At 73.1% G+C, this 12,227-nt stretch carries 7 protein-coding genes; 6 read left to right on the top strand and 1 reads right to left on the bottom strand.

Translation table 11 applies throughout. From position 1 onward, the window contains the following. Positions 1-189: 189 nt before the first annotated feature. A complete protein-coding gene (locus tag PT931_RS09015) occupies positions 190-582 on the top strand; it encodes a hypothetical protein (protein WP_456245236.1) in 393 nt (130 codons plus the stop codon). Positions 583-651: 69 nt separating this feature from the next. Here the strand turns inward: PT931_RS09015 and PT931_RS09010 are convergent, their stop codons facing one another. Beyond that, positions 652-1,182 (bottom strand): MepB family protein, encoded by a 531-nt coding sequence (locus PT931_RS09010; RefSeq protein WP_456245235.1) that lies wholly within the window; start codon positions 1,180-1,182, stop codon positions 652-654. A 223-nt stretch (positions 1,183-1,405) separates the two neighbouring features. Here PT931_RS09010 and PT931_RS09005 point away from each other — a divergent pair, with 223 nt between their 5' ends. The 5 genes from PT931_RS09005 (at position 1,406) to PT931_RS08985 (ending at position 12,114) form a co-directional block, all read left to right on the top strand. Then, a complete protein-coding gene (locus tag PT931_RS09005) occupies positions 1,406-4,366 on the top strand; it encodes a M4 family metallopeptidase (protein ID WP_456245234.1) in 2,961 nt (986 codons plus the stop codon). A gap of 424 nt (positions 4,367-4,790) precedes the next feature. Then, positions 4,791-5,960, top strand: a complete 1,170-nt coding sequence (locus PT931_RS09000) for an ROK family protein (protein ID WP_456245233.1) — start codon at positions 4,791-4,793, stop codon at positions 5,958-5,960. After that, positions 5,957-7,057: a Gfo/Idh/MocA family protein gene (locus tag PT931_RS08995; protein ID WP_456245232.1), complete on the top strand. Its 1,101-nt coding sequence runs from the start codon at positions 5,957-5,959 to the stop codon at positions 7,055-7,057. The genes PT931_RS09000 and PT931_RS08995 overlap by 4 nt, the downstream gene beginning before the upstream one ends. A 10-nt stretch (positions 7,058-7,067) precedes the next feature. Next, a complete protein-coding gene (locus tag PT931_RS08990) occupies positions 7,068-9,899 on the top strand; it encodes a PQQ-dependent sugar dehydrogenase (RefSeq protein ID WP_456245231.1) in 2,832 nt (943 codons plus the stop codon). 100 nt (positions 9,900-9,999) lie between these two features. Continuing rightward, positions 10,000-12,114: a ThuA domain-containing protein gene (locus tag PT931_RS08985; RefSeq protein ID WP_456245230.1), complete on the top strand. Its 2,115-nt coding sequence runs from the start codon at positions 10,000-10,002 to the stop codon at positions 12,112-12,114. The last annotated feature ends 113 nt before the right edge of the window (positions 12,115-12,227 follow it).

The raw sequence follows: 12,227 nt of genomic DNA, 5'->3' as shown, positions 1-12,227 counted from the left end.
CCGGCCACCCGGGTCCGGCCCGGGGAACTTGTGCCACCCAAAGGGGACATGTCAGATGTGTCCCGCGTCACGGCCACAGTACTGGAAAGATTGTTTATCTTTTCCGGACGCTGGGATAGCGTGATCTTGCGCGCGCGTCTCACCACTGTCGACAGTCCACATCGGACCACCACTCTGGGAGCGAACAAGATGAAGGCCATCACCACCGTCCGCCGGATCGCCGCCGCCCTGGGCTCCGCCGCCGTCGTCTCGGCGGCCCTGATCGCGGCCCCCACCGCGGCGCAGGCCACCCCCACCTGCACCGCCACCTACGCGGACATCGACCTGCCCAACCGCGCCGCCTACTGGAGCGTCACCTGCACGACGGCCGCGCGGGTCTTCGTGGACGCGCAGCTGTGGTACGACAACACGACGCTGGTCAACCTGCCGGACGCCGGGGCCCGACAGCTCGCGGCCAACGAGACCTGGACCGTGTACACCCAGGACGCCACCCACACGGGCGCGGCCTGGCACGGCGTGCTGCACATCGTCCAGGAGTACCCGAGCGGGCCGCCCGCGGTGCTCGCGCACGTCTCCAAGTAGTACCCACCGGGCGGGAGGGGCGCACCCCCTCCCGCCCGGCTCCGTGGCACCGTTCCGCGCGGGAGCCGGTCACGGGTGGTGGAGCCGCCGGGCGGGTGCGGGGTCGACGCTCCCGTCCGCGGGCAACGGCAGGAAGTACCCGAGCTGCCAGGACTGGGTGGCCCCGGCCTGCCGGCTCGTCGTCGCGACCCACGGCGGGTACACCCGGATCGCGCGCTTCCCGCCCACCCCGTCCCGGGACACCACACCCCGGTCGACGAGTACCGCGCGGGGGAACACGAACTGCCCGCGCCCGTCGCCGACGGCGACCACGAACAGGTCCACCGCGTCCCCGGTGTCGAAGGGCCGGATGGGCCCGGCCGCGGACCGCCGCCACAGTGTGACGAACTGGCCGACCTTCGTCGGGGTCGTCCGCGCCACCCGGAACACGACGGCCGACCCGTCGAGCGTGAAGGTGTGCGCCCCGTACTCCGCGCTCTCCGGTTCGGGAACCGGCCGCGAACAGGTGAAGCCGCACGGGTCGTAGACGAGGGCCCGCGCCGCGAGCAGGGCGCCGTGCGTACTGCCGGGCCACGGGTCGGGGTCGGGCCGCGGGTCCACCGTACCTCCGTGATGTCTGCCGGGTGTCGACCGCGATCCTCCAGGGTCCCGCCGCCCGGCCGACGGCGCCCCGGGGTCTCCCTCCTGGCCCGCGTCGTGTAGGCGGCGCGCCCCGGGCCGGCAAGGGTCTGACAAGGGTGCCGACCACCGAGGCAACTCTTAAGAAACCTTGCTGTTCTGTGCTACAAGAGACTTCGATCTATATCTATAGAGGAGTGTCACGGTGAAACGTTTCCTCGCACTAGCTCTCGCACTGGGGGCGGTCCCGGTCGCGGCCTGGGCCGCGCCCGGTGCGGCGGTCCCGGCCCCGGTGCCCGTCGCCCAACCCAGTTCCCAGGTCCGCGCGGTCCAGGCCGCCGACCGCGCCGTGGCCAGTGGCCTGGACTCCCTCGCCGCGGGGAGCAAGGACCGCTACGAACGCGGGATGATCACCCCCTGGATCAACGACCTGTACTCGGTCGCCTACGAGCGCACCTACCGCGGTCTGCCCGTCGTCGGCGGCGACGCTGTCGTGCTCGCCGACGGCCAGGGCCGGGTCCGGGTGACCAACGCGGCGTCGAAGAGCCCGATCGGCGTGTCCACGGTCCCGACCGTCACGGCCCGCGCGGCCGAGGCGACCTCGCGGACGAAGCTCGCGTCGGTGACGAAGGTCGACTCGCACCGCCTCGTCGTCTACAGCCTCGGCGACGTCACGCCGCGGCTCGCGTGGGAGACCGTCCTCAGTGGGCGGACCGCCACCGCGCCGAGCCGCCTGCACGTGTTCGTCGACGCGGCCGACGGCACGGTTCTCGGCCAGCAGGACGACGTGCGGGCCGGCACCGCCAACAGCCAGTGGAACGGTCCGAACCTCGCGATCGACACCACCCAGTCCGGCTCGAACTACACGACCGCCGACCCGGTCCGGCCGGGCGTCGTGTGTCAGGACTACGCCACCAAGCAGGTGTTCTCGAAGACCACGGACACCTGGGGCAACGGGCAGGCCACGTCCAAGGAGACCGGCTGCGCCGACGTGCTGTGGTCCACCAAGCAGCAGTGGGACATGCTGAAGAACTGGCTCGGCCGGACGGGCATCAACACCCAGGGCCGGGGCGTGCCGGTGCAGGTGGGCCTGAACCAGGTCAACGCGTACTGGACCGGCGACCACATCGAGATCGGGCGCAACAACGCCAACCAGTGGATCTCCTCGATGGACGTGGTGGGCCACGAGCACGGCCACGCGCTGGACCAGTACACCCCGGGCGGGGCGGGCCAGGAGGCCGGGCTGGGTGAGGGTACCGGTGACATCTTCGGCGCCCTGACCGAGGCGTACGCCAACGAGTCCGCGCCCTACGACGACCCGGACTACCTGGTCGGCGAGAAGATCAACCTGGTCGGCAACGGGCCGATCCGCAACATGTACAACCCCTCGCTGGTCAGCAACGACCCCAACTGCTACTCGTCGGCCATCCCGGGCACCGAGGTGCACAAGGCCGCCGGACCGCTGAACCACTGGTTCTACCTGCTCGCCGAGGGCAACGCCCCCGGTGGCGGCAAGCCGAACAGCCCGATCTGCGCCGGCGGACCCGCGTCGGTGACCGGTGCCGGCATCCAGAACGCCGGCAAGGTGTTCTACGGCGCGATGCTGCTGAAGACCTCGGGCATGACGTACAAGAAGTACCGGATCGCGACCCTGCAGTCGGCCAAGACCCTCGACCCGACCTGTGTCCTGTTCAACAAGACCAAGGCCGCGTGGGACGCGGTCACGCTGCCGGCCCAGCCGGGTGAGACCACCTGCACCGCCACGCCGGCCAACGACTTCTCCCTGTCGCTCAGCCCGGCCAGCGGCAGCGGGCAGGCCGGCGCGACCCTCACCAGCACGGTGGGCGTCCAGCTGGTCAGCGGCAACAACCACAACGTCAACCTGTCCGTGGCCGGGGCCCCGGCCAACACCACCGTCACCGTCACCCCGACGGTGCCCACCGGCGGTACGGGCACCCTGTCCGTGGTGACGACGGGTGCGACCGCGCCCGGCACGTACCCGATCACGGTCACCGGCGTCGGCGCCACCACCCACACCGTGGTGTACAACCTGACCGTCACGGCCGCGCCGAACAACGACTTCTCGGTGTCGGTGAGCCCGAACTCGGGCACCACCCAGGCCGGCGGCACGCTCACGACGACGGTGCGCACCGCGACCACGTCCGGCAACCCGCAGACGGTCACCCTGTCCGGCCGGGGCCTGCCGGACGGCGTCTCGGTGACGTTCGACCCGCCGACCGTCACGTCCGGTGGCACCTCGACGGCGACGATCACCACGGCGGCCAACGCCGCGGCCGGTACGAGCACCTTCGCGGTGGCCGGGGTCGCGGACTCCGGCACCCGGACCGACGGCTACACGATCACGGTGACGACCGAACCGACCGGGGACGACTTCCTGGTCTCGGTCAACCCGAACGCCGGCACCACCGAGGCGGGCGGCAAGCTGACCACCACGGTCACGACGACCACCACGGCCGGCAACCCGCAGACGGTGACCCTGTCCGCGCAGGGCCTGCCGACGGGCGTGGTCGCGGTGTTCGACCCGCCGACCGTCACCTCGGGCGGCACGTCGACGCTGACCCTGATCACGACGACCGACACCCCGCCGGGTTCGGCGACGTTCGCGGTCGTCGGCGTGGCCAACTCGGGCACCCGGACCGACGGGTACACGATCACGGTCACCGGCACGACCCCGGGCGACGACTTCTCGGTGACCCTGAGCCCGGACAGCGGTTCGGTCCAGGCCGGGCAGTCGACATCCTCGACCGTGGGCACGGCGACCACGTCCGGGAACCCGCAGCTGCTCACGTTCAGCGTGGCCGGTGCGCCGACCGGCGTCTCGGCGACGGTCTCCCCGTCCTCGGTGACCTCGGGCGCCTCGGCGACGCTGACCCTGGCGACCACGTCCGGCGCGGTGCCGGGCACCTACCCGATCACCGTGACCGCGACCGCGCCGAGCGGTGCGCACTCGGTGACCTACACCCTGACCGTGACCGGTACCAGCGGTTGCGGCGGCGTCGAGGCCTGGAGCTCCGGCCGGTCCTACGGTCCGGGTGACCGGGTGTCGCACAACGGGCACCTGTGGAACTCGGTCTGGTGGTCCACCGGCGCCGAGCCCGGCGCGCCGCAGTCCTGGGCCGTCTGGAACGACGGCGGGGCCTGCTGATCCCAGTGGTCCGTCGGCTCCCGTGACGGACCACTGACCACCCGGGTCCATCCCGGCGGGGCCGTGCGACCGGTGCCCGCCGGGGTGGACCCTCCACGGCGCCGCCGCGTCCCCGCCACGGGACGCGGCGGCGCCGCCGTGTGCGCGATCGGCGCGGTCCGAGCACGTCCTGCGCGGAGCATGCTCTTTTGCTGCGTGTTTTCCGGGGCGCACGGTCCCCTCAGGACCGCCCCGGGCCCGCGTCGGGGCCTCCGGCCGGACATTCCCGCGCAACCCATTCGAAACAAACCCATCGACGGGTACCCAAGTCGGACAGCTTTCGTCGGGCTCGGCAAAACTTCTGCGCGAACGAGCAGATCGATGGACTTGAGTAGCGGAAGCCACTACTGTCCGGTCCTCACAGGACCCGACAGGAAGGGCCGCGATGAGTCCACTGCGATACCGGCTGCTGCGGCGGCTCCGGGACGAGGGGCCGGTGTCCCGCGCGGAGCTCGCCGCCCGGCTGGACGTCCCCCGGTCCCGGCTGGCCGGCGAGCTGGAGACCCTGCACGACGACGGGCTGATCCGGGAGGCGGGCCTGGCGGCGTCCCGGGGCGGCCGCCGGTCCCCGCTGATCGAACTCGCCCCCGACCTGCGGCTGGCGGCGGTGGACCTGGGCGCCACCTCGCTGGACGTCCGGATCACCAACGGCCACCTGGATCCCGTCGCCTCCTACAGCGAACCCGTCGACATCCGGCAGGGCCCGCGCACCCTGCTCCGCCGGGTCAACGAGATCCTCGCCAAGGCCCGGGCCGACGGCGCGTACGACCGGCTGCTGGCCATCGGGATCGGCATCCCCGGCCCGGTCAGCTACCGCGACGGCGTACCCATCTCGCCCCCGATCATGCCCGGCTGGGACCACTACCCGATCCGCGAACAGCTCGGCCGCGACCACGGCTGCCCGGTGGCCGTCGACAACGACGTGAACATCATGGCCATCGGCGAACGGCACGGCGGGGTGTCCCGCTCGGTCGACACGGTGCTGTTCGTCAAGATCGGCACCGGGATCGGCTGCGGCATCCACATCGACGGCAAGGTGTTCCGGGGCCCGGACGGCTGCGCCGGGGACATCGGCCACATCCAGGTCGACCCCGACGGCCTGCCGTGTTCGTGCGGCAACATCGGCTGCCTGGAGGCGCACTTCGGCGGCTCGGCCCTGACCCGCGACGCCCTGGCCGCCGCCCGCGACGAGTCCTCGCCCGCGCTGGCCGCCCGGCTCGCCGAGGCCGGCACGGTCACCCCGCTCGACGTCGCCGAGGGCGCGGCGGCCGGCGACCTGGTCTGCATCGCGCTGGTCCGCGACGGCGGCCACCGGCTCGGCGTCGTCCTCGCCGGCCTGGTCAGCTTCATCAACCCGTCGATGATCGTGATCGGCGGCGGCCTCGCCGGACTGGGCCACATCCTGCTCGCCGAACTCCGCAGCGTCGTCTACCGCCGTTCCCTGCCGATGGCCACCGGGAACCTGCCCGTCGTGCTGTCGGAGCTGGGCTCCAGCGCCGGGGTGATCGGCGCGGCCGTCCTGGCCAGCGACCTCGCGTACGGACAGCCGTCATGAGGACCGGGGTCCGCCCCGAGCGGGGCCGGCTCAGGGTCGGCATGGTCGGCCACCCCGCCACGGGCGCGGCGCACGCGCTGGCGTGGCGGGCGGTCAACCGGGACCTCGACCTGCCGCTGCGCGCCGAGCTGACGGCGGTCTGCGGTCCGGGCCCGGCCGGGGGAGCCGCCGCGGGCCGGCTCGGTCGGGCCGGGCGGTACGCCGACTGGCGGGACCTCGTCGCCCGCGACGACATCGACCTGATCGACATCTGCGCGCCCGGCCGCGACCACGCCGGGATTGCCATCGCGGCCCTCGACGCCGGCAAGCACGTGCTGTGCGGGAAACCGCTGGCCGACACGCTCGCCGAGGCGGAGGCCATGGCCGGTGCGGCCGTCCGCGCGCACCGCAACGGGGTCCGCGCGATGTGCGGGTCCAGCTACCGCCGGGTGCCGGCCGTCGCGCTGCTGCGGGACCTGGTGGCGGCCGGCCGGCTGGGCACGGTCCGCCGGGTGCGGGCCACGTACCGGCGCGACCGGACCGAAGAGCCCGCGTGGTGGCCGCGGGTGGGCGCCGGGAGCGACCTGGGCGCGCACGTCGTGGACCTGGCCCAGTACGTCACCGGGCGGCGGGTCACCGGGGTGACCGCCGTGACGGGGCCCTCCGTACCCGGCGCCCGGCGCGGCCGGAGCACCGTGGACGACGCCACGCTGGTCGTGGGCCGGCTCGACGGGGGAGGGCTCGCCAGCTTCGAGACCGGCCCGGCGGCCGGGCGGCGCACCGCGCTGCGGATCGAGGTCGACGGGGACCGCGGCAACCTCGCGTTCGACCGGGACCGCCCCGACGAGCTGGCCCTGCACGAGGCCAGGGGCGCCACCATCCTCCGCACCGGACCCCGGCGCGCCCCCGGCGCCGGGCACACCCTGACCCATCAGCTCCGCGACCTGATCGCCGCGATCGGCGCGGGCACCGACCCCGGGCCCTCGTTCACCGAGGCGCTCGGCGTGCAACTCGTCCTCGACGCGGCCGAACGCAGTGCGGCGAACGGCGCCGGGTGGACCACGGTGCACCACCCGGGCGAGCGCGTCCGACCCCCCGCAGGTACCCCTCGAAACTAAGGAACTCGCCATGGCCCCCTCCCCTCGGTGGCGTGCGCGGCTGACCGCCGCCGCGCTGCTGGCCCTCCCGCCCCTCGCGGTGACCCTCCCCGCCGCCCCCGCCCAGGCCCACGTCGTGATCAACGCCGCCGACTACCAGCAGGTGACCCTCGCCAAGGGTGTCGCCGAGATGGGCGAGCCGATCAGCATGGCCGTGCTGCCCGACCGCTCCGTGCTGCACACCTCCCGCGACGGCACGCTGCGCCTCACCGACGCCGCCGGCGCCACGAAGGTCGCCGGCAAGCTCGCCGTCTACCAGCACGACGAGGAGGGGCTGCAGGGTGTCGGCGTCGACCCGGCCTTCACGACCAACCGCTTCCTCTACCTGTACTACGCCCCGCCGCTGTCCACCCCCGCGGGCGACGCCCCCACGACGGGTACCGACTTCTCGGCCTGGAAGGGCGTCAACCGGCTGTCCCGGTTCGTCCTGAAGGCCGACGGCACCCTGGACCTGGCCAGCGAGAAGAAGGTGCTCGACGTCGACGCCGACCGGGGCATGTGCTGCCACGTCGGCGGGGACATCGACTTCGACGCCGCCGGCAACCTGTACCTCAGCACCGGCGACGACACGAACCCGTTCAACTCCAACGGGTACAGCCCGCTGGACGAGCGCACCGACCGCAACCCGGCCCTGGACGCGCAACGGACCTCCGCCAACACCAACGACCTGCGGGGCAAGGTGCTCCGGATCAAGGTCAACGCCGACGCCACGTACTCGATCCCGGCCGGCAACCTGTTCGCCCCCGGCACGGCGAGGACCCGGCCCGAGATCTACGCGATGGGCTTCCGCAACCCGTACCGGATGACCGTCGACAAGCCCACCGGCGCCGTCTACGTGGGCGACTACGGCCCCGACGCGGGGGTCAGCGACCCGAACCGGGGACCGGCCGGCCAGGTCGAGTTCGACCGGATCACCTCGCCCGGCAACTACGGCTGGCCGTACTGCACCGGCACCGCCACGGCCGCCGAGACCTACAACGAGTGGAACTTCGCCACCAACGCGACCGGGCCGAAGTACACCTGCTCGGGCCCGACGAACAACTCGTTCCGCAACACCGGCCTGGCCACCCTGCCCGGCGCGCGGGCCTCGTGGATCCGGTACGGCGGCGACGCCGGCTCCCCGCCCGAGTTCGGCTCCGGCTCCGAGTCCCCGATGGGCGGCGCCGTCTACCACTACGACCCGGCCTCGACCTCCCCGGTGAAGTTCCCCGCCGACCTCGACGGGCACTTCTTCGCCGCCGAGTTCGGCCGGCAGTGGCTCAAGGCGATCGACGTGCAGGCCAACGGGGCCGCCGGGGACATCACGGCCTTCCCCTGGACGGGGACCCAGATCATCGACACCGCGTTCGGCCCCGACGGCGCGCTGTACGTCCTGGACTACGGCACCGGCTACTTCAACGGCGACGCCAACTCCGCCCTGTACCGGATCGACCACATCGGCGGCGCCAACCGGGCCCCGACAGCCGTCGCGTCGGCCGACAGGACCTCCGGCCCGGCGCCCCTGGCGGTCACCTTCTCCTCGGCCGGCAGCGTCGACCCCGAGGGTGGCGCGCTGACCTACGGGTGGGCGTTCGGCGACGGGGGCACGTCCACGGCCGCCGACCCGGCGCACACGTACGCGGCCAACGGGCGGTACACGGCCACCCTCACCGTGCGGGACCCCGCCGGCAACACGGCGACCGCCAACGTCATCGTCACCGTGGGCAACACCGCGCCGACCGTGAACCTGTCCCTCCCCGGTGACGGCCAGCTGTTCTCCTTCGGGGACACGGTGCCGTTCCAGGTCGGCGTCACCGACCCCGAGGACGGCGCGGTCGACTGCTCCAAGGTCACGGTCACCTACCTGCTGGGCCACGACCAGCACGCGCACGCCATCACCTCGGCCACCGGCTGCACGGGCACCATCGCCGTGCCCGTGGACGGCGAGCACGACGCGTCGGCGAACGTGTACGGGGTGTTCGACGCCCAGTACACCGACAACGGGGCCGGCGGGCAGCCCCCGCTGACCACCCACACCCAGAACGTCACCCAGCCCCGGCACCGCCAGGCCGAACACTTCGCCAGCTCCGCCGGGGTGAACACCTTCACCAAGGCCACCGCCGAGGGCGGCCGGACCGTCGGGGACATCCACAACGGCGACTGGGTCGGCTTCACCCCGTACCGGGTCGGCAACGTGGTGTCCTTCGACGCCCGGGTGTCCTCCGGCGGCGTCGGCGGCACGCTGACCCTGCGCGCCGGCTCACCCACCGGCCAGGTCCTGGGCTCGGCCACCGTGCCCGTGACCGGCGGCTGGGAGACCTTCACGACCGTCACCGGTGCCGTCGCGACACCTCCGACGGGTACCACCGGGCTGTACCTGGTCTTCACCGGCGGCGCGGGCGCGCTGTACGACGTGGACGCGTTCACCCTGGTCACGTCCTCGGCGCGGGTCGGCCCGATCAAGGGCGTGGCCGGCAGGTGCGTGGACGTCGCGGGCGGGGCCACGGCCGACGGCACGAAGATCCAGCTGTACACGTGCAACGGGACCGGCGCGCAGACCTGGACGGTCACCGGGTCCACGCTGCGGGCGGTCGGCAAGTGCCTCGACGTCGCCGGGGGAGCGACGGCGGCCGGCACGAAGGTGCAGCTGTGGACCTGCAACGGCACCGGAGCCCAGAACTGGGCCGCGCAGGCCGACGGGACGCTGCGCAACCCGGTGTCGGGGCGGTGCCTGGACGCGTCGGGCGGCAGCTCGGCGGACGGCACCCAGCTGCTGATCTGGGACTGTCACGGCGGGGCGAACCAGAAGTGGGCGCTGCCGTGACCCGACGACCGCCGGGTGGGCGGCGCCCACCGCCCACCCGGCCCGTCCCGCACCTCCATCCTCGCGTTCCGAGCCCCCTGCGCTCCGAGAGGCACCAGCCATGAGAATCCTGCTCACCCGGTCCCTGGCGGTGACCGCCCTGGCCCTGGCCATGGTCACCGGCCCCACCGCCACCGCTTCCTCCGGCGGCCCCGTGGCCCTCCCGCCGGCCCACGCGGCCCAGGCCGCCGACACCCCCTACAAGGTCCTCGTCTTCTCCAAGACGGCCAGCTTCCGGCACGACTCCATCCCCGCCGGCATCCAGGCTTTCCGCGACCTGGGCGCCACCAACGACTTCACCGTCACCGCGACCGAGGACGCCAGCACCTTCACCCCGACCAACCTGGCCCAGTACCAGGCCGTCGTGTTCCTCAGCACCACCGGCGACGTCCTCAACGCCACCCAGCAGTCCGCGTTCGAGTCCTACATCCGGGCCGGCGGCGGCTACGTCGGCGTGCACGCGGCGGCCGACACCGAGTACGGCTGGCCGTTCTACGGCGAACTCGTCGGCGCGTACTTCACCTCGCACCCCGCCCAGTCCCAGGCCACCGCCGCCGTCGAGGACCGCGCGCACGCCGCCACCGCGCACCTCGACCCCACCTGGTCCCGGTACGACGAGTGGTACAACTACCGGCTCAACCCGCGCGGCGACGCCCACGTCCTGGCCACCCTCACCGAGTCCAGCTACAGCGGCGGCACGATGGGGACCGACCACCCGCACGTGTGGTGCAAGCGGTACCAGGGCGGCCGGTCCTTCTACACGGGCCAGGGCCACACCATCGCCTCCTACGCCGAACCGGCCTTCCGCGCCGAACTCCTCGGTGGCCTGAGGTACGCCGCCGGCCGCACGAAGGCCGACTGCCGCCCCGAGACCGGCTACACCCCGCTGTACAACGGCTCCACCACCGGCTGGTCCCAGGCCGGGCCGGGCGGCTTCACGAACGCCAACGGCACGCTCACCTCGCACGACGGCCTGGGCCTGCTGTGGTACTCCGCCAGGGAACTGCGCTCCTACTCCCTCAAGCTCGACTGGCGGCTCGCCGGCGACGACAACTCCGGGGTCTTCGTCGGCTTCCCGGCCAGCAGCGACCCGTGGTCGGCCGTGAACAACGGCTACGAGATCCAGATCGACGCCACCGACACCCCCGACCGCACCACCGGCGCCGTCTACGGCTTCCAGTCCGCCGACCTGGCCGCCCGCGACGGGGCGCTCAACCCGCCGGGGGAGTGGAACACCTACGAGCTCCTGGTCGAGGGCGAACGGCTCCGGGTACTCCTCAACGGGGTGCTCATCAACGACTTCACCAACACCGACCCGGCCCGGTCGCTGCAACAGGGCCACATCGGCCTGCAGAACCACGGCACGGGCGACGACGCGTCCTTCCGCAACATCCGGCTCCGGGAGACGGGCACCTACCCGACCCAGGCCGAGTACGCCTCCGCCGCGAACACCGACGGGCCGAAGCTCTACCCGCACGCGGCACACGGCGGCGCGGTACTCGGCGACGTCGCCCCGGGGGACTGGGCCGCCTACAACGACCTCGACCTCACCGGGGTCACCGCCTTCACCGCGCGGGTCGCGGGCGTCGGCTCCACCGGGGGCCTCCAGATCCGCGCCGACTCCCCGACCGGCCCGCTGCTCGGGACCGTGGCGGTGCCGGTCACCGGCGGCTGGGAGAACTACGCCGACGTCAGTACCCCGCTGACGGGTGTGCCCTCCGGCCGGCACACGGTGTACCTCGCGTTCACCGGCTCGTCCTTCGACGTGGACGACTTCACCCTGGTCACCTCCTCGGCGCGGGTCGGACCCGTCAAGGGCGTGGCCGGCAGGTGCGTCGACGTCACGGGCGGCGCGACGGCCGACGGGACCAAGCTCCAGCTGTACGGCTGCAACGGCTCCGCGGGCCAGACCTGGACCGTCGCCGGTACGACCCTGCGCGCGCTGGGCAAATGCCTCGACGTCGCCGGGGGCGGGACCGCCAACGGCACCCGGGCGCAACTGTGGACCTGCAACGGGACCGGCGCCCAGAACTGGGCCGCCCAGGCCGACGGCACGCTCCGCAACCCCCAGTCGGGGCGCTGCCTGGACGCGTCGGGCGGCGGCTCGGCGGACGGTACCCCCCTGTTGATCTGGGATTGTCACGCCGGACCGAACCAGAGGTGGACCCTGCCCTGACCGGCCCCGGGTGGGCGGCCCCTCCGCCCACCCGGCCTTTCCCGACCGCCCGGGCCCCGTTTCCGGCCCGGGCGGCCCCTCCGTCCTCGGCCACCCGCCCCGACCACAGATCG

The organism is Longispora urticae (assembly GCF_053902585.1).
The sequence above is the reverse complement of the archived record's forward strand: the minus strand, read 5'-3'. Positions and strand labels throughout refer to the sequence as shown.

What these genes read in the sequence shown, in the direction of transcription:
- PT931_RS09015 (WP_456245236.1), top strand. Translation starts at nt 190, where the DNA reads ATGAAGGCCATCACCACCGTCCGCCGGATCGCCGCCGCCCTGGGCTCC.
- PT931_RS09000 (WP_456245233.1), top strand. Translation starts at nt 4,791, where the DNA reads ATGAGTCCACTGCGATACCGGCTGCTGCGGCGGCTCCGGGACGAGGGG.
- PT931_RS08995 (WP_456245232.1), top strand. Translation starts at nt 5,957, where the DNA reads ATGAGGACCGGGGTCCGCCCCGAGCGGGGCCGGCTCAGGGTCGGCATG.
- PT931_RS08990 (WP_456245231.1), top strand. Translation starts at nt 7,068, where the DNA reads ATGGCCCCCTCCCCTCGGTGGCGTGCGCGGCTGACCGCCGCCGCGCTG.
- PT931_RS08985 (WP_456245230.1), top strand. Translation starts at nt 10,000, where the DNA reads ATGAGAATCCTGCTCACCCGGTCCCTGGCGGTGACCGCCCTGGCCCTG.